The sequence below is a fragment of the Streptomyces alboflavus genome (assembly GCF_000716675.1).
In the GTDB taxonomy this organism is placed as follows: Bacteria; Actinomycetota; Actinomycetes; order Streptomycetales; family Streptomycetaceae; genus Streptomyces; species Streptomyces alboflavus.
This window is the reverse complement of record NZ_JNXT01000028.1, coordinates 19,898-43,066: the sequence shown is the minus strand read 5'-3', so window position 1 is coordinate 43,066 and position 23,169 is coordinate 19,898. Positions and strand designations below refer to the sequence as shown.

At 72.2% G+C, this 23,169-nt stretch carries 19 protein-coding genes and 1 pseudogene; 12 read left to right on the top strand and 8 right to left on the bottom strand.

Annotated elements, in window-relative coordinates; all coding sequences use genetic code 11:
* Positions 1–29 precede the first annotated feature (29 nt).
* Positions 30–3,044, top strand: coding sequence for an alpha-mannosidase (locus OO63_RS21745; protein WP_030360836.1), 3,015 nt, complete (start codon positions 30–32; stop codon positions 3,042–3,044).
* A gap of 108 nt (positions 3,045–3,152) precedes the next feature.
* On the opposite strand, the gene OO63_RS21740 is transcribed toward OO63_RS21745, so the two are convergent.
* The 4 genes and pseudogenes from OO63_RS21740 to OO63_RS21725 all read right to left on the bottom strand — a co-directional run bounded on the left by OO63_RS21740 (position 3,153) and on the right by OO63_RS21725 (position 7,353).
* Positions 3,153–5,552, bottom strand: a complete 2,400-nt coding sequence (locus tag OO63_RS21740; RefSeq protein WP_030360835.1) for an ATP-binding cassette domain-containing protein — start codon at positions 5,550–5,552, stop codon at positions 3,153–3,155.
* 30 nt (positions 5,553–5,582) lie between these two features.
* Positions 5,583–5,999 carry a VOC family protein gene (locus OO63_RS21735; protein WP_030360834.1) on the bottom strand — a complete coding sequence of 139 codons (417 nt, stop codon included), beginning with the start codon at positions 5,997–5,999 and terminating at the stop codon, positions 5,583–5,585.
* Positions 6,000–6,109: 110 nt separating this feature from the next.
* Positions 6,110–6,544: pseudogene (locus OO63_RS21730) on the bottom strand (helix-turn-helix transcriptional regulator); the annotation flags it as partial.
* A 26-nt stretch (positions 6,545–6,570) separates the two neighbouring features.
* Positions 6,571–7,353 carry a FadR/GntR family transcriptional regulator gene (locus tag OO63_RS21725; RefSeq protein ID WP_051811075.1) on the bottom strand — a complete coding sequence of 261 codons (783 nt, stop codon included), beginning with the start codon at positions 7,351–7,353 and terminating at the stop codon, positions 6,571–6,573.
* A gap of 231 nt (positions 7,354–7,584) precedes the next feature.
* On the opposite strand from OO63_RS21725, the gene OO63_RS21720 reads away from it, so the two are divergent.
* The 9 genes from OO63_RS21720 (at position 7,585) to OO63_RS21680 (ending at position 16,393) form a co-directional block, all read left to right on the top strand.
* Entirely contained in the window at positions 7,585–8,667 is a 1,083-nt protein-coding gene (locus tag OO63_RS21720) for a sugar ABC transporter substrate-binding protein (RefSeq protein WP_030360831.1), read from the top strand.
* Positions 8,664–10,277 carry a sugar ABC transporter ATP-binding protein gene (locus tag OO63_RS21715; protein WP_051811069.1) on the top strand — a complete coding sequence of 538 codons (1,614 nt, stop codon included), beginning with the start codon at positions 8,664–8,666 and terminating at the stop codon, positions 10,275–10,277. The genes OO63_RS21720 and OO63_RS21715 overlap by 4 nt, the downstream gene beginning before the upstream one ends.
* Positions 10,270–11,316 carry an ABC transporter permease gene (locus tag OO63_RS21710; protein ID WP_030360829.1) on the top strand — a complete coding sequence of 349 codons (1,047 nt, stop codon included), beginning with the start codon at positions 10,270–10,272 and terminating at the stop codon, positions 11,314–11,316. Before OO63_RS21715 ends, OO63_RS21710 begins: the two co-directional genes overlap by 8 nt.
* Positions 11,317–11,362: 46 nt before the next feature.
* Positions 11,363–12,817, top strand: coding sequence for an L-fuconate dehydratase (locus OO63_RS21705; RefSeq protein ID WP_234311315.1), 1,455 nt, complete (start codon positions 11,363–11,365; stop codon positions 12,815–12,817).
* Positions 12,814–13,569 carry an SDR family NAD(P)-dependent oxidoreductase gene (locus OO63_RS21700; protein ID WP_030360827.1) on the top strand — a complete coding sequence of 252 codons (756 nt, stop codon included), beginning with the start codon at positions 12,814–12,816 and terminating at the stop codon, positions 13,567–13,569. The genes OO63_RS21705 and OO63_RS21700 overlap by 4 nt, the downstream gene beginning before the upstream one ends.
* The gene (locus OO63_RS21695) at positions 13,566–14,630 is read left to right on the top strand and encodes an aldo/keto reductase (RefSeq protein ID WP_234311314.1); all 1,065 of its coding nucleotides are present in this window, start codon (positions 13,566–13,568) and stop codon (positions 14,628–14,630) included. The genes OO63_RS21700 and OO63_RS21695 overlap by 4 nt, the downstream gene beginning before the upstream one ends.
* Entirely contained in the window at positions 14,627–14,941 is a 315-nt protein-coding gene (locus tag OO63_RS21690; RefSeq protein ID WP_030360825.1) for an L-rhamnose mutarotase, read from the top strand. Before OO63_RS21695 ends, OO63_RS21690 begins: the two co-directional genes overlap by 4 nt.
* Complete coding sequence (locus OO63_RS21685) at positions 14,926–15,804, top strand: amidohydrolase family protein (protein WP_030360824.1); 879 nt, start codon at positions 14,926–14,928, stop codon at positions 15,802–15,804. Before OO63_RS21690 ends, OO63_RS21685 begins: the two co-directional genes overlap by 16 nt.
* Positions 15,805–16,033: 229 nt before the next feature.
* On the top strand, positions 16,034–16,393 hold the full coding sequence (locus tag OO63_RS21680) for a DUF805 domain-containing protein (RefSeq protein WP_030360823.1): 360 nt from the start codon (positions 16,034–16,036) through the stop codon (positions 16,391–16,393).
* 1 nt (position 16,394) lies between these two features.
* Here OO63_RS21680 and OO63_RS21675 read toward each other — a convergent pair whose 3' ends face one another.
* The 3 genes from OO63_RS21675 to OO63_RS21665 form a co-directional block, all read right to left on the bottom strand.
* The gene (locus tag OO63_RS21675) at positions 16,395–17,837 is read right to left on the bottom strand and encodes a lipase maturation factor family protein (RefSeq protein WP_030360822.1); all 1,443 of its coding nucleotides are present in this window, start codon (positions 17,835–17,837) and stop codon (positions 16,395–16,397) included.
* A gap of 86 nt (positions 17,838–17,923) precedes the next feature.
* Positions 17,924–18,613: a response regulator gene (locus OO63_RS21670; RefSeq protein ID WP_051811068.1), complete on the bottom strand. Its 690-nt coding sequence runs from the start codon at positions 18,611–18,613 to the stop codon at positions 17,924–17,926.
* On the bottom strand, positions 18,610–19,872 hold the full coding sequence (locus OO63_RS21665; protein ID WP_030360820.1) for a sensor histidine kinase: 1,263 nt from the start codon (positions 19,870–19,872) through the stop codon (positions 18,610–18,612). Before OO63_RS21665 ends, OO63_RS21670 begins: the two co-directional genes overlap by 4 nt.
* 132 nt (positions 19,873–20,004) lie before the next feature.
* On the opposite strand from OO63_RS21665, the gene OO63_RS21660 reads away from it, so the two are divergent.
* Positions 20,005–20,916 (top strand): ABC transporter ATP-binding protein, encoded by a 912-nt coding sequence (locus OO63_RS21660; protein WP_030360819.1) that lies wholly within the window; start codon positions 20,005–20,007, stop codon positions 20,914–20,916.
* 86 nt (positions 20,917–21,002) lie between these two features.
* Positions 21,003–21,818: an ABC transporter permease gene (locus OO63_RS21655; protein WP_030360818.1), complete on the top strand. Its 816-nt coding sequence runs from the start codon at positions 21,003–21,005 to the stop codon at positions 21,816–21,818.
* A gap of 19 nt (positions 21,819–21,837) precedes the next feature.
* Here the strand turns inward: OO63_RS21655 and OO63_RS21650 are convergent, their stop codons facing one another.
* Positions 21,838–23,034: a S1 family peptidase gene (locus OO63_RS21650; protein WP_030360817.1), complete on the bottom strand. Its 1,197-nt coding sequence runs from the start codon at positions 23,032–23,034 to the stop codon at positions 21,838–21,840.
* Positions 23,035–23,169: the final 135 nt, after the last annotated feature.

Below are 23,169 nucleotides of genomic sequence, written 5' to 3'. Positions count from 1 at the left end.
CCACCCCCCCGACCCACGGAGTACCCCACATGCACGACGACCGCCGCCTCGTCGAGGGCCGCCTCAAGCGTGTCCTCGACGAGCGCATCCGCCCCGCCGTCTACCCCCACTCCGTCCCCCTGGACGTAGCAGTCTGGAACGCCCCGGGCGAACCGGTCCCCGTGGCCGAGGGCCTGGCCGCGGAACCGGAGCCGACCACGGTGGGCGCCCGCTGGGGCGCCCCGTGGGGCACCAGCTGGTTCCGGGTGACGGGCACGGTCCCGCAGGAGTGGGCGGGGAAGACCGTCGAGGCGATCCTGGACCTCGGCTTCGACGAGAACATGCCGGGCTTCCAGTGCGAGGGCCTGGTGTACCGCCCGGACGGCACCCCGGTGAAGGGCCTGAACCCCCGCAACCAGTGGGTGCGGATAGCGACCCCGGCGGCGGGCGGCGAGGAGGTGCGCCTGCACATCGAGGCGGCGTCGAACCCGGTGATCCTCGACTACCACCCCTTCCTGCCGACGCAGCTGGGTGACAAGGAGACGGCGGGCAGCGAGCCGCAGTACCGCCTGGAACGCATGGACCTGGCGGTGTTCGACGAGACGGTGTGGCAGCTCGTCGTCGACCTGGAGGTCCTGGGCGAGCTGATGCAGGAGCTCCCGGAGGACTCCGGCCGCCGCCACGAGATCCTGCGGGCCGTCGACCGCGCCCTGGACGCGGTGGACCTCCAGGACGTGAACGGCTCGGCGGCAGCCGCCCGCGCCGAGCTGGAGGGCGTGCTCGCCGCCCCCGCGCACGACTCGGCGCACCGCATCAGCGCGGTCGGACACGCGCACATCGACTCCGCCTGGCTGTGGCCGCTGCGGGAGACGGTGCGCAAGGTGGCGCGGACGACGTCGAACATGACGGCGCTCCTCGAGGACGAGCCGGACTTCGTCTTCGCCATGTCGCAGGCGCAGCAGTGGGCGTGGATCAAGGAGCACCGGCCCGAGGTGTGGGCGAAGGTCAAGAAGGCCGTGGCCGACGGGCGGTTCGTGCCGACCGGCGGCATGTGGGTCGAGTCGGACACCAACATGCCGGGCTCGGAGGCGATGGCCCGTCAGTTCGTGCACGGCAAGCGGTTCTTCCTGGACGAGTTCGGCGTCGAGAACGACGAGGCGTGGCTGCCGGACACCTTCGGCTTCGCCGCGGGCCTGCCGCAGATCATCAAGGCGGCGGGCGCCAAGTGGCTGCTCACGCAGAAGATCTCCTGGTCGCAGACCAACAAGTTCCCGCACCACACCTTCCAGTGGGAGGGCATCGACGGCACCCGGATCTTCACGCACTTCCCGCCCGTGGACACGTACAACTGCTCCATGAAGGGCAGCGAGATCGCCCACGCGGCCAAGAACTTCAAGGACAAGGGTGTCGCCCGGCACTCGCTCGCGCCCACCGGCTGGGGCGACGGCGGTGGCGGCACCACCCGCGAGATGATCGCCAAGGCGGGCCGCCTGCGGAACCTGGAGGGCTCGGCGACCGTCCAGTGGGAGACCCCGGCGGCGTTCTTCGAGAAGGCCGAGGCCGAGTACCCGAACGCGCCGGTCTGGGTCGGCGAGCTGTACCTGGAGCTGCACCGCGCCACCCTCACCAGCCAGGCCGGCACCAAGCAGGGCAACCGCCGCAGCGAGCACCTGCTCCGGGAGGCGGAGCTGTGGGCGGCCACGGCCGCGGTGCGCGCCGGATTCCCGTACCCCTACGAGGAGTTGGACCGGATCTGGAAGACGGTGCTGCTGCACCAGTTCCACGACATCCTGCCCGGCTCGTCGATCGCCTGGGTGCACCGCGAGGCCCGCGCCACCTACGCGGCGGTCGCCGCCGACCTGAACGGCATCATCGCCGCGGCCCAGCGCGCCCTCGCGGGGGAGGGCACCAGCGCCCTGGTGTTCAACTCCGCGCCGCACGCCCGCGACGGTGTGCCCGCGGGCGGCGCCGCCCTGCCCGTGGCCTCGGGCCAGTCCGCCATCGCCGCCCGCGCGGACGGCGGTTACGTCCTCGACAACGGACTGCTGCGGGTCGAGATCGACGGGCGTGGCCTGGTCGTCTCAGCGTACGACATCGAGGCCGGGCGCGAGACCGTCGCCCCCGGGCAGGCCGTGAACCTGCCGCAGCTGCACGCCGACTTCCCGAACATGTGGGACGCCTGGGACGTCGACGAGTTCTACCGGAACTCCGTCACCGACCTGACGGACGCCGAGGAGGTCGTGCCCGGCGACGGCGCGTCGGTCCGGGTCGTGCGCGCCTTCGGCTCCTCGCGGATGACGCAGGTCCTCACCCTCGCGCCCGGCGAGCGGCGCCTCGACATCGACACCGAGGTCGACTGGCACGAGACGGAGAAGTTCCTGAAGCTGGCCTTCCCGCTCGACGTGCACGCCGAGCGGTACGCCTCGGAGACCCAGTTCGGGCACTTCCACCGGCCCACCCACACCAACACCAGCTGGGAGGCCGCCAAGTTCGAGGCCTGCAACCACCGCTTCGTGCACGTCGACGAGCCCGGCTGGGGCGTCGCCCTGGTCAACGACTCGACGTACGGCCACGACGTCACCCGCGACGTCCGCGCAAGCGACGCGGGGACGACCACGACGGTGCGGGTGTCGTTGCTGCGCGCCCCGCGCTTCCCCGACCCCGAGACCGACCAGGGCACGCACCGCTTCCGGCACGCGCTCGCGCCCGGCGCCACCATCGGCGACGCGGTCCGCGAGGGCTACCGGATCAACCTGCCCGAGCGGACCCTCACCGGCGGCGCGCCCGTCGCCCCGCTGGTCGGCGTCGACAACGACGCCGTCGTGGTCACGGCGGTCAAGCTCGCCGACGACGGCAGCGGCGACGTGGTCGTCCGCTTCCACGAGTCCCGGGGCGGGCGGGCCAAGGCCACCCTGTCCGTGGGCTTCCCGGCCGGTTCGGTCGCGGCGGTCGATCTCCTGGAGCGGCCGCTGGCCGAGGCGGCCGCCCCGGAGCTCGCCGACGGCGAAGTGACCGTGTCACTGCGGGCGTTCGAGCTGGTCACGCTGCGGTTCACGCGCGGCTGAGCGGGGCGGAGCCTGTCTGTGGACCGCGCGGACGACGGCGGTTCACAGACAGGCCCTCAGGCACCGACAGGCCCCAGGCACAGACGGGCCCTCAGGCACCGACAGCCCTCAGGCGCCCACATAGGCCGCGAGGTGCTCGCCGGTCAGCGTGGCACGGGCGGCGACGAGATCGGCGGGCGTGCCCTCGAAGACGATCTCGCCGCCGTCGTGGCCCGCGCCCGGGCCCAGGTCGATGATCCAGTCGGCGTGCGCCATGACCGCCTGGTGGTGCTCGACCACGATGACCGACTTGCCGGCGTCGACGAGCCGGTCGAGCAGGCCCAGCAGCTGCTCGACATCGGCGAGGTGGAGGCCCGCGGTCGGCTCGTCGAGGACGTAGACGGGCTGGTCGCCGCCCTTCTCCGCCATGTGGGCGGCCAGCTTCAGGCGCTGCCGCTCGCCGCCCGACAGGGTGGTGAGCGGCTGGCCGAGGGTCAGGTAGCCGAGCCCGACGTCGGTGAGGCGGCCGAGGATCTTGTGCGCGGCCGGGGTGTGCGCGTCGCCGGAGCCGAAGAACTCCTCGGCCTCGGTCACGGACATCGCGAGCACCTCGCTGATGTCGCGGCCCCCGAGGTGGTAGTCCAGCACCGAGGCCTGGAACCGCTTGCCCTCGCAGTCCTCGCAAGGAGTGGCGACCCCGGCCATCATGCCGAGGTCGGTGTAGACGACGCCCGCGCCGTTGCAGGTCGGGCAGGCGCCCTCGGAGTTGGCGCTGAACAGCGCGGGCTTCACGCCGTTGGCCTTCGCGTACGCCTTGCGGATCGGGTCGAGCAGCCCGGTGTACGTCGCCGGGTTGCTCCGCCGTGAGCCGCGGATCGGGGTCTGGTCGATCGACACCACGCCGGCGTCGGCCGGGATCGAGCCGTGCACGAGGGAGCTCTTGCCGGAGCCCGCGACGCCGGTGACGGCGACGAGCACCCCGAGGGGCACGTCGACGTCGACGTCCCGCAGGTTGTGCGCGCTCGCGCCGCGGATCTCCAGGGTGCCGGTGGGCTCGCGCACCGCGTCCTTGACGGCGGCCCGGTCGTCGAGATGGCGGCCGGTGACGGTGTCGCTCTTCCGCAGCCCCGCGACGGTGCCCTCGAAGCAGACCGCGCCGCCGCCCGTGCCCGCGCCGGGGCCGAGGTCCACGACGTGGTCGGCGATGGCGATGACCTCCGGCTTGTGCTCCACGACGAGCACCGTGTTGCCCTTGTTCCGCAGCCGCAGGAGCAGCTCGTTCATCCGCTGGATGTCGTGCGGGTGCAGGCCGATGGTGGGCTCGTCGAAGACGTACGTGACGTCGGTGAGCGAGGAGCCGAGGTGGCGGATCATCTTGACGCGCTGCGCCTCACCGCCGGAGAGCGTGCCCGCGGCCCGGTCGAGCGAGAGATAGCCGAGCCCCAGCTCCACGAAGGAGTCGAGCGTCCCCTGGAGCGCGGTGAGCAGCGGCGCCACCGACGGCTCCTTGAGACCGCGGACCCAGGTCGCCAGGTCCCTGATCTCCATCGCGCAGGCGTCGGCGATGCTGACGCGCTTGATCTTCGAGGACCGCGCGCCCTCGCTGAGCCGCGTCCCGTCGCACTCGGGGCAGGTCGTGAAGGTGACCGCCCGCTCCACGAACGCCCGGATGTGCGGCTGCATCGCCTCCTTGTCCTTGGACAGGAACGACTTCTGGATCTTGGGGATCAGGCCTTCGTAGGTGAGGTTGACGCCGTTGACCTTCACCTTGACCGGCTCGCGGTAGAGGAAGTCCTGCATCTCCTTCTTGGTGAACCGGCGGATCGGCTTGTTCGGGTCGAGGAAGCCCGACTGGGCGTAGAGCCCCACCGTCCACACGTTGTCCGACTTCCAGCCGGGGATGGTGAACGCGCCCTCGGCGATCGACTTGGAGTCGTCGTAGAGCTGGGTGAGGTCGATGTCGGAGACCGCGCCCCGGCCCTCGCAGCGCGTGCACATCCCGCCGACGCGGTTGAAGGTCGCCTTCACGGTCTTGGTCTTGGCCGCGCCGCGGTCGACGGTGATCCCGCCGCTCGCCCGGACCGACGCGGTGTTGAAGGAGTAGGCGCTCGGCGGGCCGATGTGCGGCTTGCCGAGGCGGCTGAAGAGAATGCGCAGCATCGCGTTGGCGTCGGTGGCGGTGCCGACCGTGGAGCGCGGGTCGGACCCCATGCGCTGCTGGTCGACGGTGATCACGGTGGTGAGCCCGTCGAGCACGTCGACCTCGGGCCGCGCGAGGGTCGGCATGAAGCCCTGCAGGAAGGCGCTGTACGTCTCGTTGATGAGCCGCTGCGACTCCGCCGCGATCGTGCCGAACACCAGCGAGCTCTTGCCCGAGCCGGAGACGCCGGTGAACACCGTCAGCCTGCGCTTGGGGATCTCGATGGTGACGTCTTTGAGGTTGTTCACGCGGGCGCCGTGCACGCGGATCATGTCGTGGCTGTCGGCTTCGTGCGGCGCGCTCGACCGGCGGTCCGTCCTGGTGGCCATGGTGGTCCTGTCTCCTTGCTGCCGGGCTGCCTACTGCTTGGCGGGCTGGTTGAAGCGCAGCATGTTCCCCGCGGGGTCGCGGAAGGCACAGTCGCGGACGCCGTACGGCTGGTCCATGGGCTCCTGGAGGACTTCGCCGCCCGCGGCGCGGATCCGCTCGAAGACGGCGTCGACGTCGTCGGTCCGGAAGATCACGCCGCGCAGCAGGCCCTTCGCGAGGAGTTCCGCCATGGCCTGCCGGTCGGCGGGGGAGGCGTTCGGGTCCGCGAGCGGCGGCTCCAGGACGACCTCCACGTCCGGCTGCGCCGGCGAGCCGACGGTCACCCAGCGCATGCCCTCGAAGGCGACGTCGTTGCGCACCTCCAGGCCGAGCGCGTCCCGGTAGAAGGCGAGCGCCTTGTCGTGGTCGTCGACGGCGATGAAGGCTTGGGAGAGCGTGATGTCCATGCCGTTCACGCTACGGGCGGTGGCTGTGGTGCGCTTCTCGATTCCTGATCGGTCGTGGGCCGGTCGGTCGTGGGCCCGTCGGACGTGGGCCGGTCGGACGTGGGCCCGTCGGGCCGGGGCCGGTCGGCCGCGGGCGGATCCGTCCTTGGCCTGCCGTTCCTGATCGGCCTGGTGTGGATCTTGGCGATGCAGGCGGGCACGGCGGCGCCCTCGTCGTGGGGGCGGGCCCGGTACGCGGACGGGCTCTCGCCGACCAGCTCCGTGAACCGGGAGCTGAACGAGCCGAGCGACGTACAGCCCACCTCGAAGCAGACCTCCGTCACCGACAGGTCGCCCCGCCGGAGGAGGGCCTTGGCCCGCTCGATCCGGCGCGTCATCAGATAGCTGTACGGCGTCTCGCCGAAGGCGGCGCGGAAGCTGCGCGAGAAGTGGCCCGGCGACATCAGCGCGAAGCGCGCCAGCTCCGGCACGTCGAGCGGCTGTGCGTACTCACGGTCCATCCGGTCACGGGCGCGGCGCAGCCGGACGAGGTCCTCCAGGTTCACGGGACCACCATCCCACAGTGGCGTGCTCAGGCCCCTGGCTCTTCCGCCCCCGCTTCTCCCCCCGCTTCCCCTTCCTGCCCTGCCTCGAGCCGTCCCCGCAGCCACTCCTCGACCTCTCCCACATGCGCCGCCGCCGCGGCCCGCGCGGCCTCCGGGTCCCTGGCGACCAGCGCCCGGTGGATGCGGGCGTGCTCACGGCGGGTCCGCTCGAAGGCGCCCTCCTCCTGGTAGCCGCGCCACACGCGGGCCCGGAACGTGCGCGAGGAGAGGCCTTCGAGGATCGCGGCCATCGTGTCGTTCCCCGCGGCGAGCGCGACGGCCCGGTGGAAGGCGAGGTCGTGGGAGAGGATCTCCTCGGGGTCGTCGGTGGCGTTCATGGCCGCGAGGTGTTTCTCCACGTCGGCCAGCTGGTCGGGGGTGATGCGGGCGGCGGCGAGACCGGTCGCCGTGGACTCCAGGACCCGGCGCACCTCGAGCAGCTCCACCAGGCGCGGGCCGCGGGACAGATCGGCGACGACGCCGAAGGTCTCCAGGAGGTCACCGGCCTCCAGCTGGGTCACATAGATGCCCGAGCCGTGCCGTGCCTCCAGGACGCCGAGCACCGTCAGGGCCCGGATCGCCTCCCGCATGGAGCTGCGCGAGATGCCGAGCCGGGTGGCCAGGTCCCGTTCCGTCGGCAGCCGCTGGCCCGGTTCGAGGCGGCCCTCGCCGATCATCGTCTTGATCTGGTCGATGGCCCGCTGGGTCACGGTGCCCTTCTGCGCGGGGGCCGCGTCGCCCTGCGGGGCGGGCGCGGTGCCCTGGTGCACGGGCTGGGCGCTCTCGGCGCTCTGGTCCACGGACCGCTCCTTCACTTGCCGGGTGCCGCGCAGTTTAGCCACAGATGTGGTCGGACCACTATGGCTGAAAACCCGGGAAACTTGCCGTGTAGGGGTGTTGTGGGCGCCAAGTGGTCTGATAAATATTCGCCCACGGTCACTCGACCCACTTTTCAGTCCCGTGATGAGTCCCGCTTGATTCGCTCGATGAGGAGCCGTCAGATGGTCGGCAGTACAGTGCGGAACAGCCCCCGGAGGAAGCGGCGCGCCCAGGGTGTCCGCGTGGGAGCCGCGGCGGCCTGCGCCGCGCTCGCGCTCACCGCCTGCGGCAGTACGAAGGACACCGGGAAATCCGGTGGCGGCGACGGCGGCGAGGGCAAGGTCGGCGTGATCCTGCCGCTCCTTACCTCGCCGTTCTGGCAGTCGTACAACGACTACGTGCCGAAGATGGCGAAGTCCGAGGACGTCGACGCGCTGAAGACCGTCAACTCCAACAGCGACCCCTCGCAGCAGATCACCGACATCAACAACCAGCTCAACCAGGGCGTCAAGGGCCTGGTCGTGGCCCCGCTCGACAGCGCCGCCATATCCGCGGGGCTCGACCAGGCGGAGCGCAAGGGCGTGCCCGTGGTCGCCGTCGACGTGGCGCCCGAGAAGGGCAAGGTCGCGATGGTCGTCCGCGCCAACAACAAGGCGTACGGACAGAAGGCCTGCGACTACCTCGGGGGGCAGGTCAAGAGCGGGAAGGTCGTCCAGATCATGGGCGACCTGGCCTCCGTCAACGGACGTGAGCGCTCCAAGGCCTTCCGGGACTGCGTCAAGGACAAGTACCCGAAGCTGAAGGTCCTGGAGATCCCCGCCAAGTGGGAGTCGGACACCGCCGCGTCCAAGCTGGACACGCTCCTGAACTCCAACTCCGACATCAAGGGCATCTACATGCAGGCGGGCGGCGTCTACCTCGCGCCCACCCTCCAGACCCTGAAGTCCAAGGGGATGCTCAAGAAGGCGGGCACCAAGGGGCACATCACGATCGTGTCGAACGACGGCATCCCGCAGGAGTTCGACGCCATCCGCAAGGGCCAGATCGACGCGACCGTCTCCCAGCCCGCCGACGCCTACGCGAAGTACGGCATGTACTACATCAAGGCCGCGATGAACGGGAAGAAGTTCAAGCCGGGCCCCACCGACCACGACTCCACCATCGTGAAGCTGCCCAGCGGCATCCTGGAGGACCAGCTGCCCGCGCCGCTCGTCACCAAGAAGAACGTGGACGACGCCAAGCTCTGGGGCAACTCGGTCAAATGACGACGTCAGCGATCGGGCCGGTCGCCGGGCACGAGGGCGTTCCCCTCGTCGAGGCGACCGGCATAGCCAAGCGGTACGGACCCACCGTGGCCCTCCAGGACGGCCGCCTGACCGTCCGGGCCGGTGAGTCCCACGCCCTCGTCGGCCGCAACGGCGCGGGCAAGTCCACCCTCGTCACCATCCTCACCGGCCTCCAGGCGCCGGACGCAGGGACCGTCCTGTTCGACGGCGAGCCCGCGCCGCCGCTCGCCGACCGCGACGCCTGGCGCCGCAAGGTCGCCTGCGTGTACCAGCGGCCCACCGTCGTCCCGGAACTCTCGGTCGCCGAGAACCTGTTCATCAACCGCCAGCCGCAGGGCCGCGGCGGATTCATCAGCTGGCGCCGCCTCAAGGCCGAGGCGGCGCAGGTCCTCGACACCTGGGACGTCCACGTCGACCCCGACGCCCGCACCGCCGACCTCAAGGTCGAGGACCGGCAGATGGTGGAGATCGCCCGGGCGCTCAGCTTCGGCGCGCGCTTCATCGTCCTCGACGAGCCCACCGCGCAGCTCGACAACCGCGAGATCGAGCGCCTGTTCACCCGCATGCGGGCGCTCCAGGACTCCGGCGTGACCTTCCTGTTCATCTCGCACCACCTGCAAGAGGTGTACGAGGTGTGCCAGACCGTCACCGTCCTGCGCGACGCCCGCTGGATCACCACCGCCCCCGTCGCCGAACTCCCGCGCGCCGCCCTCGTGGAGGCCATGGCGGGCGAGGCCATCACGGAGAGCAAGGCCCGCACCAAGCCCGACGTCCCGGCCGACGCGCCGGTCCTGCTCGACGTGCGCGGGCTCACCAGCACCTCGTACGAGAACGTCGATCTCACCGTCCGCAGGGGCGAGGTCGTCGGCCTCGCCGGATCCAGCGGCAGCGGCAAGATCAACCTCGCCGAGTCGTTCGCCGGCCTGCACACTCCGACCGCGGGCACCGCCCTCCTCGACGGTGAGCCCCTGCCGTTCGGCGACGTGCCCGCCGCGCTGCGGGCCGGAGTCGGCTGCGTACCGCGCGACCGGCACGGCGAGGGCCTCGTGTACGGCATGTCCATCGGCGACAACGCCACCATGAGCGTCCTCTCCAGCCTCGGCCGGTACGGCTTCGTCGGCCCCGACCGCAAGCGCGCCTTCGCGGACGGGCTCATCACACGGCTCGACATCCACGCCGAGGGCCCCGACCAGCCCGTGTCCGACCTGTCCGGCGGCAACGCGCAGAAGGTCGTGATGGCGCGGGCCCTGGCGTCCGACCCCCGGCTGCTCGTCCTCATCAACCCCACCGCGGGCGTCGACGTGAAGTCCAAGGAGTCCCTGCTCGCCCGCGTCGACCACGCCCGCGACGACGGCACCGCCGTCCTGGTTGTCTCCGACGAACTGGACGACCTGCGCCGCTGCGACCGCGTCCTTGTCCTCTTCCACGGCCGCGTCGTCGCGGAGCATCAGGCGGGCTGGCACGACCACGAACTCATCGCGTCAGTCGAGGGAGTGGGCCACACGGGGAGCCCCGTAAGGGGCGCGAGGAACGGCGCGCCCAGCCCCCACCGACCCGCGGCAGAACCACAAGGAGAAAACAATGGCTGACATCAAGGCCCCCTCGGCTGCGAGGACAGCCACGCCAGAAGCCCGTGCCCGCCCCAGGGAATCCCGCTCAGCGAAGAGCATCGTCCTCCACCGGGCCAGGGAACTCGCCCTCGTCCCCGCGCTGCTGCTGCTCATGGTGTTCGGCGCCTTCGTCAACGACAGCTTCCTCACCGAGCGCAACCTCATCTCCATCCTGGGCGCGTCCGCGGCCCTCGCGATGGTCGTCCTCGCCGAGTCCCTGGTCCTGATCACCGGCAAGTTCGACCTGTCCCTGGAGTCGGTCGTCGGCATCGCGCCCGCCATCGGCGCGCTGCTCGTCCTGCCCGCCGCCCAGGCCGGGTTCGGCACCGACCTGCCCACGGCCGTGGGCCTGATCGCGATCGTCCTGGTGGGCGCGGTGATCGGCGCCTTCAACGGCGTGCTCGTCGTGAAGCTGAAGCTCAACGCGTTCATCGTCACGCTCGCCATGCTGATCGTGCTGCGCGGCGTGCTCGTCGGCGCCACCGAGGGCAAGACGCTGTTCGGCATGCCGGAGCCGTTCTTCACGCTGGCCACCTCCACGTTCCTGACCGTGCCGCTCTCGGTGTGGATCGCGGCGGCCGCCTTCGGCATCGCGGGCCTCGTGCTCAAGTACCACCGGGTGGGCCGTGCCCTGTACGCCATCGGCGGCAACCCGGAGGCCGCGCGGGCCGCGGGCATCCGGGTCGACCGCGTGATGCTCGGCGTTTTCGTGGTCGCGGGCGCCCTCGCCGCCGTCGGCGGCCTGATGCAGACCGGCTACGTCGGCGCGATCAACGCCAACCAGGGCACGAACATGATCTTCACGGTGTTCGCGGCCGCGGTCATCGGCGGCATCAGCCTCGACGGCGGCAAGGGCACCATGTTCGGCGCGCTGACCGGCGTCCTGCTGCTCGGCGTCGTACAGAACCTGCTCACGCTCGCCCAGGTGCCGTCCTTCTGGATCCAGGCCATCTACGGCGGCATCATCCTGGTCGCCCTCATGATCGCCCGCGTCACCACGGGCCGCGCCCAGGACTGAGGTCCCCGCCCGCCTGGCTCCCCGTTCCTTTCCGGAAAGGCCTCCTGTGTCCCCAACTCCCGGCCGCATAACGGCGGTCGACACCTACGACATCCGCTTCCCGACCTCGCGGGAACTGGACGGGTCCGACGCGATGAACCCGGACCCGGACTACTCGGCCGCCTATGTGGTGCTGCGCACCGACGCCGAGGACGGACTCGAAGGACACGGCTTCACCTTCACCATCGGGCGCGGCAACGACGTGCAGGTCGCCGCGATCGACGCCCTGCGCCACCACGTCGTGGGCCGGTCCGTCGACGAGCTCTGCGGGGACCCTGGCACCCTCAACCGCGACCTGATCGGCGACAGCCAACTGCGCTGGCTCGGACCCGAGAAGGGCGTGATGCACATGGCGGTCGGCGCCGTCGTCAACGCCGTCTGGGACCTGGCCGCCAAGCGCGCCCGCACCCCGCTGTGGAAGCTCCTCGCGCACGCGGACCCCGAGTGGCTGGTCTCCCAGGTCGACTTCCGCTACATCGCCGACGCGCTCACCCCCGAGCAGGCCCTCGCGCTGCTCAGGGCGGGCCGCACCGGCGCCGACGCCCGCGAGGCCACGCTGCGCGTCCGCGGCTTCCCCGGCTACACCACCTCGCCGGGCTGGCTCGGCTACAGCGACGAGAAGCTCACCCGGCTCGCCCGCGAGGCCGTCGCCGACGGCTTCACCCAGATCAAGCTGAAGGTCGGCGCGGACCTCGACGACGACATCCGCCGCTGCCGCACCGCCCGCGCCGCCATCGGCCCCGACATCCGCATGGCCATCGACGCCAACCAGCGCTGGGACCTCGACGAGGCCGTGCGCTGGACCCGCGCCCTCGCCGAGTTCGACCCGTACTGGGTGGAGGAGCCCACCAGCCCCGACGACGTCCTCGCGCACGCCGCGATCCGCAAGGCCGTCGCCCCGGTGAAGGTGGCCACCGGCGAACACGTGCAGAACCGCATCGTGTTCAAACAGCTCCTCCAGGCAGGCGCCATCGACGTCCTCCAGCTCGACGCGGCCCGCGTCGGCGGCGTCAACGAGAACCTCGCGATCCTGCTGCTCGCCGCCCGCTTCGGGGTGCCGGTGTGCCCGCACGCGGGCGGCGTGGGCCTGTGCGAGCTGGTCCAGCACCTGTCGATGTTCGACTTCGTCGCCCTGTCCGGCACCACGGAGAACCGCGTCATCGAGTACGTCGACCACCTTCACGAACACTTCGTGGACCCCGTCGTGATCCGCGACGGCCACTACACCGCGCCCACCGCGCCCGGCTTCTCGGCGACCATGCGCCCCGAGTCCCTGGCGGAGTTCACCTATCCGGGCGGGGCGTTCTGGGCCGCCGACCTCGCACAGGAGGCCGCGAGCGCGGACAGGACGGCAGGCGCGCCATCGACAGCACCGGCAGCGCCGACGGCACCGGCGACGAATTCGGCGACGACCGCGACGACCGCGAAGAAGAAGGCGGCACAGAAGGGGGCAGCGGCATGACGGACTTCACCGGCCTCAGGGCACTGGTCACCGGCGGCGCGTCCGGCATCGGGCGGGCCACGGCAGAACTCCTGGCCGCCCGGGGCGCCCAGGTGGCGGTGCTCGACCTCGACCCGAGCGGCGTGGCGAAACCGCTCACCGGATACGCCGCCGACGTCACCGACGACACGGCGGTGCGCGCCGCCGTCGAGGCGGCCGTGGCCGACCTCGGGGGACTGGACGTCCTGGTCAACAACGCGGGCATCGGCGCCCAGGGCACCGTCGAGGACAACGACGACGCGCAGTGGCACACCGTCCTCGACGTCAACGTGCTCGGCATCGTCCGCACCACCCGCGCCGCCCTGCCGCACCTGAGGGCGTCCGCGCACGCCGCGATCGTCAACACCTGCTCCATCGCCGCGACCGCGGGCCTGCCGCAGCGCGCCCTGTACTCGGCCTCCAAGGGCGCCGTACTCTCGCTCACGCTCGCCATGGCCGCCGACCACGTACGCGAAGGAGTGCGCGTGAACTGCGTCAATCCCGGCACCGTGGACACCCCGTGGGTCGGCCGGCTCCTGGACGCCGCCCCCGACCCCGCGGCCGAGCGCGCCGCCCTCGCGGCCCGCCAGCCCACCGGGCGCCTGGTCGGCGCCGACGAGGTCGCCGGAGCCATCGCCTACCTGGCGAGCCCGCTGTCGGGCGCGACCACCGGCACCGCGCTCGCCGTCGACGGCGGCATGCAGGGCCTGCGGCTGCGGCCGGTGGCACCGTGAGCGGCATACCCGCGACCGGCGGGGCCCGGGGGAGCGGCGGACTGCGGGAGCGGCGCCTCGGCCGCAGTGACGTCGAGGTCAGCGAGCTGTCGTTCGGCGGCGCCGGCATCGGCAACCTCTACTCGCCCGTCAGCGACGACGACGCCGCCTTCGCGATCGGCTCCGCCTGGGACGCCGGCATGCGCTACTTCGACACCGCCCCGCACTACGGCCTCGGCCTGTCCGAACGCAGGCTGGGTGCGGCCCTGCGCGGGCGCCCCCGGGACGCGTACACGATCTCCACGAAGGTGGGGCGGATCCTGGAGCCGGTCACCGGCGCGGTGACCGGCGACGACCTGGCCGACGGCGGCTTCGCCGTGCCCGCCGCGCACCGGCGGCGGTGGGACTTCAGCGCGGACGGCGTGCGCCGCTCCATCGAGTCCAGCCTGGAGCGGCTCGGCCTCGACCGGGTCGACGTCGTCTTCCTGCACGACCCGGACGAGCACGGCGAGCAGGCCTTCCGCGAGGGCTACCCGGCCCTGGAACGGCTGCGCTCCGACGGTGTCGTGGGCGCCATCGGCGCGGGCATGAACCAGGCCGAGATGCTGACCCGCTTCGTCCGCGACACCGACGTCGACGCCGTCCTGTGCGCGGGCCGCTACACCCTCCTCGACCACCAGGCACTCGCCGAGCTGCTGCCCGCCGCGAGCGCGCGCGGCGCGTCGGTCGTCATCGGCGGCGTCTTCAACTCCGGGCTCCTCGCCGACCCGAAGGAGGGGGCACGCTTCAACTACACCGAGGCGCCCGGTGAACTCCTCGACCGCGCCCGCTCGTTGCAGTCGCTCGCCGCCCGGCACGGCACCACCCTGCGGGCCGCCGCGCTCGCCTTCCCCTTCGGTCACCCGGCGGTGGCGAGCGTCCTCGTCGGCATCCACGCGCCGGGCCAAGTGGCCGACGCCGCCGAGCAGTTCGCGGCCGCCGTGCCCGCGGACTTCTGGAAGGAGGCCCGCGCGAAGGGCCTCCTCCCGCCCGAGGTGCCCGTGCCCGGAGAGGGCCTTCCCGGAGAGGTCCCCGCCCCATGAGAGTCGCCCTGCACACCAAGGTCCGCGCCGACCGGATCGAGGCCTACGAAGCCGCGCACCGCGAGGTCCCCGCCGAGCTGACCGCCGCCATCCGCGCCGCGGGCGCCACGTCCTGGACGATCTGGCGCAGCGGCACCGACCTCTTCCACGTCCTGGAGTGCGACGACTACGCCCGCCTCCTCGCCGAGCTGGAGCGACTGCCCGTGAACGTGGCCTGGCAGGCGCGCATGGCGGAGCTGCTCGACGTGGTCCACGACTACTCGGGCGACGGTGCGGACGCGGGCCTGCCCGCCGTATGGGAACTGCCGTGACGCAGCCGGTCGTCGACGCCCACCACCACGTGTGGGACCTCGCCGTGCGCGACCAGGACTGGATCACCGGGCCCGCCCTCGCCCCGATCCGGCGGACCTTCACCGTCGACGACCTCGCGCCGCACGCGCGCGCCGCCGGAGTTGTCGCCACCGTCCTCGTGCAGACCGTCACCGTGGCCGAGGAGACCCCGGAGTTCCTGGCCCTCGCGGCGGACAGCGACCTGATCGCCGGGGTCGTCGGCTGGACCGACCTGACCCGCCCCGACGTCGCCGACACCCTGGCCGCCCTCGCCGAACTGCCCGGCGGGGCACACCTGGTGGGCATCCGTCACCAGGTGCAGTCCGACCCCGACCCCCAGTGGCTGCTGCGCGCGGACGTGCGGCGCGGCCTCGCTGCCGTCGCGGACGCGGGACTCGTGTACGACCTCGTGGTGCGCCCCGAGCAGCTCCCGATGTGCGCCGAGGCGGCCGCGCGCCTGCCGCACGTCACGTTCGTGCTCGACCACCTGGGCAAGCCGCCCGTGGCCTCCGGCGGCCTCGAACCCTGGGCGTCGTCCCTGCGCACCCTCGCGTCCCTGCCGAACATCGTGGCCAAGCTGTCCGGTCTGGTGACCGAGGCGGACTGGGCGTCCTGGACCGTGGCCGGGCTGCGGCCCTACACGGACACCGCCCTGGCGGCGTTCGGCCCCGGACGGCTGATGTTCGGCTCGGACTGGCCGGTGTCGGGCCTCGCGGCCTCGTACAGTGAAGTCATCGACGCGGCTCGGGAGTTGACGGCCGAGCTGAGCGCCGCCGAGCGGGCGGAGGTGTTCGCGGGGACGGCGCGGCGGGTGTACGGGCTGCGGGGGCAGGGACTGGACTAAGGGAACTGACGTAGGGGGTGGTGCGTTCGCCCGCGAGTGCGCTCCGCATCGGCAGGTGCGGCCTGACCTGATGCGGGCGTAGGCGAAGAACGGTTTACTCCTGTCATCCGGAGCAGTGCGCACAGGGCACGACCGGACCCGTTGACCGCCCCCGTCCCCAGCCGTACGTTCGCGTCCTTGGCGCGGTCCACGGGGGACGCGCCCCATCGCGGGTACACAGGGGGACGCGATGCACTGGTACGTGGACGTACTCAAGAAGTACGCCGTCTTCAACGGGCGCGCACGCCGCGCCGAGTACTGGATGTTCACGCTCATCAGCCTGATCGTCAGCCTGGTGATCTTCGGCATCGACATGGCGCTGGGCATCTGGGTGCTCGAAGCCGTCTACAGCCTGGCGGTGCTGATTCCCGGCATCGCCGTCAGCGTCCGCCGTCTGCACGACACGGACCGTTCCGGCTGGTGGCTGCTGCTGTTCCTGATCCCGCTGATCGGCATGATCATCCTGATCGTCTGGCTGGCCCAGGACAGCAAGCCGGCCAACCGGTACGGGCCGAGCCCCAAGGCGGCCACGGCGGCTCCGGCCTGGTGAATCACGGATCCGCCGACGCGGCCGGGTCGAGCCGCGTCGGCGGCAGGAACTCCCGTACGTAACGCCGCTCCCAGCACGCGCCCGTCGCGCGCAGCTCACGCCACGTCGTGAAGCGGTAGCGGTACAGCCGGGCCCGCACATGGAGCGGCGGCCGGTCGGGGAAGGGGCAGCGGCCGAGCAGCCGCAGCGTGTCCCGGTCCCCGGCGAGCAGCCGCTCCACCAGCGGCCCGAACCACGGCTGCGCGTAGCCGGGCGAGAGCGCCGCGAACCACATCATCCAGTCGAGCCGCAGATGGTACGGGGCGAACGGGCGCGGCCACCGCCGTACGTCGCCGGGCTTGCCCTTGAACGCGTACTCCCGCCACGCCGAATCCAGCCGGGGCACCGGGTCCGACGTCCCCTCGATCACGACTTCGTGCCGCACCCGGCTGACGCTGCCGAACGCGCCGTAGGCGTTGACCAGATGCAGCGGGTCGAAGGAGCAGTTCATGATCTGCCGCCGGGACAGGAGATTGCGGGCCGGGCGGTAGCTCAGGGCGAGGAGCCCCGCCGTCACGGCGATGACCAGGACCTCGTACCAGAGCGGGGCCGGGCCGAGGTCGGCGGGCGGGGCCGCCGCGTCGCCGAACAGGCGCCGGAAGTCGACGGCGCTGAGGGCGAGCGCGATCGTCAGCCAGTTCAGCCAGGAGAAGTTGCCGGACAGGACCAGCCACAGCTGGGTGGCCGCCATCAGGAGGGCGGCGCCCGTCGCGATCGGCTGCGGGGTGAACAGCAGGAAGGGCACCGCGAGTTGGGTGACGTGGTTGGCGGCCGCCTCCACGCGGTGCAGCGGCCGGGGCAGCCGGTGGAAGAACCAGCTCAGCGGGCCCGGCATCGGCTGCGTCTCATGGTGGAAGTACAGACAGGTCAGCTTCCGCCAGCACGGGTCGCCGCGCATCTTGATCAGGCCCGCGCCGAACTCGACCCGGAACAGCACCCAGCGCAGCAGGAACAGCACGAGCACCGGCGGCCCCACGTCGTCCCCCGCGAGGAACACGGCGAGGAAGCCCACCTCCAGGAGCATCGACTCCCAGCCGAAGCCGTACCAGGTCTGCCCCACGTTCACGATGGACAGATACAGCGCCCACGGCACCAGCCACAGCAGCATCGCGCCCCACAGCGGAAGCAACCCGTCGACCCCCGCGAGCAGCGCCACCGCCACCGCGCAGCCCGCCCACGCCCACAGCGTGAAGAACCGGTCCGAGTAGTGGAAGTGGAAGACGCTCGGGGCCCGACGGAACGGCACCCTCGCGACGAACCGGGGCACGGGCAGCATCCCGCGCTCGCCGATGAGCGCGCGGAACTGCAGCGCGGCGCCCAGGAAAGCGACGAGATAGACCGCGGCAAGGACCCGCTGGAACACCAGACGGCCCAGCCAGTAGGAGTCCGCCGTGAACCACTCCACCCCTCCATTGTGACGGGGAGTGAGGCCGGGCGCCGCTCAGCGGATCCCGCGGGCCGATGCCGCCCCCTCTCGCCCTGTGGCCCGGTTCAGCGGGGCGGCGCGACCAGACCCGTCTCGTACGCGATGATCACGAGCTGCACCCGGTCCCTGGCGTCCAGCTTGGACAGCAGGCGCGTCACATACGTCTTGGCGGTGGCGACGCTGATGTGCAGGCGCTCGGCGATCTCCGGGTTGGACAGGCCGCCGCCGACGAGGGTCAGGACCTCGCGCTCACGGTCCGTGATGCCCGCGACGTCCCGGGGCGGCGGCGCGGCCGTGGGACGGTCCGCGAACTCCTTGATCAGGCGCCCGGTGACGCTCGGCGCGATCAGGCCGTCCCCGGCCGCGACGACCCGGACGGCGGCGAGGATCTCGTCGAGCGCCATGTCCTTGACGAGGAACCCGGAGGCTCCGGCGCGCAGCGCCCCGTACACGTAGTCGTCGTCGTCGAACGTGGTCAGGACGACGATCCGGGTGGCCTCCGTGGCCTGTGTGATCAGCCGGGTGGCTTCGATGCCGTCCATGCCGGGCATGCGGATGTCCATCACCACGACGTCGGGGCCGAGCTCCTCGGTGAGCCGGACCGCCTCGGCGCCGTTCCCGGCCTCGCCGACCACTTCGAGGTCGTCGGCCTCCGTGATGACCATCTGGAGCGCGGTGCGCACCAGCGGCTGGTCGTCGGCCAGGACGACACGCACGGGCCGAGGGGCGTCGGCCCGCGCTGCGGGCGCCGTCATCGCACGCCCGCGGGCACGGGCAGCCGTGCGGCCACGCGGAAGCCGCCCTCGGGGCGCGGCTGCGCGCTGAACTCGCCGTGCAGCAGGCCGACCCGCTCGCGCATGCCGAGCAGGCCGTAGCCGGTGGAGTCCACGGCCGTGTCCCCGGCCGTTCCCGCCCCGCCGTCGGCTGTCCCCGCCCCGCCGTCGGCCGCCGCCTCCCCGCCGGGGCCGCTGTCGAGGACCTCGATCGCCAGCTCGTCGTCGCGGCTGTCGACCGTCACCCGGCAGGAGCCGGTGCCCGCGTGCCGGACCACGTTGGTGACCGCCTCCTGGATGATGCGGTACGCCGACACGTCGATCTCCGGCGGCACCGGCCGCAGCTCGCCGAGCCAGCGCACGTCGACGCGGACGCCCGCGGCCGTGGTGGTCCGCGCGAGCCGGTCCACGTCGGCGAGGCCGAGGCCCGGGTCGAGCGGGGCGCTCTCCTTGGCCCGGCCCGGTTCCGGGGTGCGCAGCGCGCCGAGCATGCGGCGCAGGCCGGAGAGCGTCTCGCGGCTCGCCGTCTCGATCTCGCCGAGGGCGCCCCTGGCCCGCTCGGGCTGGGTGGCGATGACGCGGCGTGCCGCGCCGGACTGGAGGGCGATGATGCCGATGCTGTGCGCGACCATGTCGTGCAACTCGCGGGCGATGCGGAGCCGTTCGGCCGTGACGGCCTGGGCGGCGGCCTGCTCGCGGAGCTGCTCGGCGTGGCGCCGCGACTGGTGCGCCGCGTCGCCGAGGAGCCAGGCGACCACGGCCGTCAGGGCGACCGTCAGCTCCGCCGAGGTCCCGACGACCCAGCCGAACGCCAGCCGCGTCAGCAGATATCCGGCGAGCGTGCCGAGCGCCAGCCACAGGGCGGCGAGGCCGGTCCTGCGCGGCCGGGACGCGGCGATGAGGTACACCGCCACGTCGGCGGCCACGAACTGGAGGAGCGGGATCTCGGCCACGCTCAGCGTCGTGGACGCGCCCACCGCGGCGAGCAGGATCAGGCTGAGTCCGGCCAGGGGGCTGCGGTGCAGGCGGTGGCCGCCCGCGAAGGCCAGCACGGTGGCCAGGGCGAGCATCGCGAGGCCGTCCCAGCGGAAGAACAGGACGCCCTGCTGCGCGGGTTGGGCCTCGCCCGGCAGCCGGAACCGGAAGAGGAACGTCAGCGCCGACCCCACCAACCAGGCCAGCGCCGTCCACGTATGCGGCGGCACGCGCTTGAACGGTGGCTGCGGTGGTGTCACGGACATGTCGGCATCGTAATCCCGTGGTCAGCGGCGGGAATCGGCCCACGGGTGTACAACCAGGGTCGACACCGGGCGGCCCGGATTGTCGGCGGCGGTCCGATGCCGGACGGGCCCCGTCCCCGGCACCGTTGACGCATGATCGAAGTCAAGGACCTGACCAAGCGCTACGGCGCGACGACGGCCGTCAAGGACCTCACCTTCACGGTGCGGCCGGGATCCGTCACGGGCTTCCTCGGGCCGAACGGCGCCGGCAAGTCCACCACCCTGCGCATGATCCTCGGCCTGAACGAGCCGACGGCCGGCTCCGTCACCGTCGGCGGCCGCTCCTTCCGCGACCGGCCGCGCGGCCTGCGCCACGTGGGCGCGCTGCTCGACGCGGGCGACGTGCACGGCGGCCGCAGCGCCGCCGCCCACCTCGCCGTGCTCGCCCGCAGCAACCGCATCCCGCGCCGCCGCGTTGACGAGGTCCTCGCGGAGGTCGGGCTCGCCGGGGCGGCGGGACGGCGTCGCATCGGGGGGTTCTCGCTCGGCATGCGGCAGCGCCTCGGCATCGCCGCCGCCCTGCTCGGCGACCCGCCGGTGCTGCTCTTCGACGAGCCGCTCAACGGGCTCGACCCGGAAGGCGTGCTGTGGGTGCGCGGCCTGTTCCGGCGCCTGGCCGCCGAGGGCCGCACCGTCTTCGTGTCCAGCCATCTGATGTCGGAGATGGAGAACACGGCCGACGAGCTGATCGTCATCGGGCGCGGCGAGCTGATCGCGGCCGAGAGCCTCACGCGCTTCGCGGCCCGGGGCACCGGGGCGAACGTCACCGTGCGCACACCGCGCGCCGCCGACCTCGCGGACGTCCTGACCACCGAGGGAGCCGTGGTCCACCGGGACGGGCCGCTGCTCACCGTCACCGGCCTGGACGCGGCGCGCGTCGGCGACCTGGCCTGCCGCCACGCCCTGCCGCTGCACGAACTGGCCCCACGCTCGGCGTCCCTGGAGGAGGCCTTCATGGAACTCACCGCCGACAGCGTCGACTACCTCGCGGGAGAAGCACGATGAACTCAGGAACCGCATCCGGAGCCACATCCGCATCCGGAACCGCATCCGCATCCGGAACCGCCGTCGGCAGTGCCCCCGGCGCGGCCGTGACGACCGGTGAGCCCGCCGCCCGCTTCCGCGACCTCCTCGCCGCGGAGTGGCTGAAGCTCTGGTCGCTGCGGTCCACACCATGGGCGTACCTGGTCACCGCGCTCGCCGTGATCGGCTTCAACGTGGGCCAGGCATACGACACCTACCGGTACTGGACGGACGAGAACGCGGGCGACGCGGACGCGTTCATCCGCGACGGCATCCCCCTCGCCGAGGCCTTCACGTCCAACGCCGTCGTGATCCACCTCCTCGCGGCCGGAGCCATCGGCGCCGCGACGGTCGCGGGGGAGTACGGCACCGGGCTCATCCGGACGACGTTCGCGGCCGTCCCCGACCGCCGCGCGGTGATGGCGGCCAAGGCCGCCGTGCTCGCGGGAGTGACCACGGTCTTCGGCACCCTGGTCGCCTTCGTGTCCTTCTTCTCCACGCAGGCGATCCTGTCCGGACGGGACATCGGGGTCTCCCTCGGCCACCCCGGCGCCCTGCGCGTCGTCCTGGCGTCGGCGCTGCTCACGCCCGTCGCCGCGCTGACGGGCATGGCGCTCGGCACGCTCCTGCGCCACATGGGCAGCACCCTGGTCGCCACCGTGGCGGCGCTCCTGGTGCTGCCCATGGTCGTCAGCCCCGACCGCTACTGGTCGGTCCTCATCGCCCACTCCCTGCCCTACCCGGCGTGGCGACGGCTGACCGAGCCCGGCGCGAACTTCGGTCCTTACCCGTGGTCGGAGGGCGGGGCCTGGACCGTGTACGCGGTGTGGGCGCTGGCCGCCGCAGCGGTCACCGTGGTCAGCGTGAACCGCAGGGACCAGTGAGGGGGAGCCGGGCGCGGCCTCAGTTGGTGTTGAGCGTCAGGCCGTAATAGCGCAGCGTGTCGTCCAGCGGCTGGAAGTAGGACGAGCCCTGGTCGTTCACCCCGCCGCAGGACTGGTTCGTCGGGCCGCCCGACGTCATGCCCTGGGCCTGGTTGCCCGCGATGTAGGCGCCGCCGCTGTCGCCGCCCTCGACGCACACGGTGGACCGGCCGAGGCCCCTGACCACGGTGTCCGGGCCGCCGTTGCGGTCGGTGTAGGTGACGGTGACGTTGTAGGCGTTGACCTTGCCGCAGGTCCAGCCGGTCGTCGAGCCGGACTTGCAGAGGCTCGCGCCGACCGCCGCACGCTGGCTGCCGCGGACCGCGACCGAGGCGCCGTTGCCCCAGGTGCCGACCGACGTCGTGATGGAGGAGCCCGCGTCGACCGTCGCCAGGCCCATGTCCACGCTGTCACGGCCGAGCGCGAAGCGGGTCGTCGAGCCGGAGGCAAACTTGGAGCCGTCGAAGTACAGGCCCGGGTTGCCGGTCACGCAGTGGCCCGCCGTGACGAGGTACTGCCGACCCGAGGAGTTCTTCGCCCCGAATCCGACCGAACACCACGAACCGGGATTGTTGTTGATGTTCATCCGGCTGCCCGGGGCGACGGCCGCCTTCGCCTGGAGCTCGCGGTCGCTCTTGACCACGCGGACGGCGTCACCGTACCCGCGGGCCTTCTTCAGGAAGGCGCGCGCGGCGGGGGTGGAGGAGTCGGTCACGGTCACCTTGACCGTGTCGGAGGCCAGGTCGGCCTCCCAGGAGGCGACGCCGCTCGGGACGCGCTTGGCGGCCGCGGTGTCGAGGGCGGCGGTGATGCGGGCCAGTTCGGCCTCGCCGCGGCCGGGTATGCGGGCGGTCAGGCCGGTGGCCTTCACCTTCTTCGCCTCGCGGGCGGCCGTGACGTTCACCGTCAGGGTGCCCTTGGCGTCGAAGAACGCGCCGTCCGTCCGGACGCCGTCCTTGCGCAGCCCGTCCAGTCTCCGCTGCTGGTCGGCCTGTTCGTCGAGGTGTCTCACGGCGGCGGACTCGCTCACGCCGAGGGTGTCCGCGAGGGCCTCGATCATCCGCGGCTCGTAGCGCGGTGCGGGGGGAGCGTCGGCTTGCGCGCCGGTGGCGCCGGTCGTGGCCACCAGGGCTCCCGCCGCCGCGACGGCGAGGAGGTAATGCCGAGCATGCGCCATCTGAATGCCTTTCAACTGAGTGGGGGATCATGGGAGTTCGGTGCACCGGGGTGGGGTCATTCGGCGCACCGAACCGCCATCGGCGCGGTACGCGGGATTTCCCGGACCGGGCCGTGGGCGAAACCATCGCGTCGG

Excerpts from the sequence above, each read along its gene's own strand:
- OO63_RS21745 (WP_030360836.1), top strand. The coding sequence starts at position 30 with ATGCACGACGACCGCCGCCTCGTCGAGGGCCGCCTCAAGCGTGTCCTC.
- OO63_RS21740 (WP_030360835.1), bottom strand. The coding sequence starts at position 5,552 with ATGGCCACCAGGACGGACCGCCGGTCGAGCGCGCCGCACGAAGCCGAC.
- OO63_RS21735 (WP_030360834.1), bottom strand. The coding sequence starts at position 5,999 with ATGGACATCACGCTCTCCCAAGCCTTCATCGCCGTCGACGACCACGAC.
- OO63_RS21720 (WP_030360831.1), top strand. The coding sequence starts at position 7,585 with ATGGTCGGCAGTACAGTGCGGAACAGCCCCCGGAGGAAGCGGCGCGCC.
- OO63_RS21715 (WP_051811069.1), top strand. The coding sequence starts at position 8,664 with ATGACGACGTCAGCGATCGGGCCGGTCGCCGGGCACGAGGGCGTTCCC.
- OO63_RS21710 (WP_030360829.1), top strand. The coding sequence starts at position 10,270 with ATGGCTGACATCAAGGCCCCCTCGGCTGCGAGGACAGCCACGCCAGAA.
- OO63_RS21700 (WP_030360827.1), top strand. The coding sequence starts at position 12,814 with ATGACGGACTTCACCGGCCTCAGGGCACTGGTCACCGGCGGCGCGTCC.
- OO63_RS21690 (WP_030360825.1), top strand. The coding sequence starts at position 14,627 with ATGAGAGTCGCCCTGCACACCAAGGTCCGCGCCGACCGGATCGAGGCC.
- OO63_RS21685 (WP_030360824.1), top strand. The coding sequence starts at position 14,926 with ATGGGAACTGCCGTGACGCAGCCGGTCGTCGACGCCCACCACCACGTG.
- OO63_RS21680 (WP_030360823.1), top strand. The coding sequence starts at position 16,034 with ATGCACTGGTACGTGGACGTACTCAAGAAGTACGCCGTCTTCAACGGG.
- OO63_RS21670 (WP_051811068.1), bottom strand. The coding sequence starts at position 18,613 with ATGACGGCGCCCGCAGCGCGGGCCGACGCCCCTCGGCCCGTGCGTGTC.
- OO63_RS21665 (WP_030360820.1), bottom strand. The coding sequence starts at position 19,872 with ATGTCCGTGACACCACCGCAGCCACCGTTCAAGCGCGTGCCGCCGCAT.
- OO63_RS21660 (WP_030360819.1), top strand. The coding sequence starts at position 20,005 with ATGATCGAAGTCAAGGACCTGACCAAGCGCTACGGCGCGACGACGGCC.
- OO63_RS21650 (WP_030360817.1), bottom strand. The coding sequence starts at position 23,034 with ATGGCGCATGCTCGGCATTACCTCCTCGCCGTCGCGGCGGCGGGAGCC.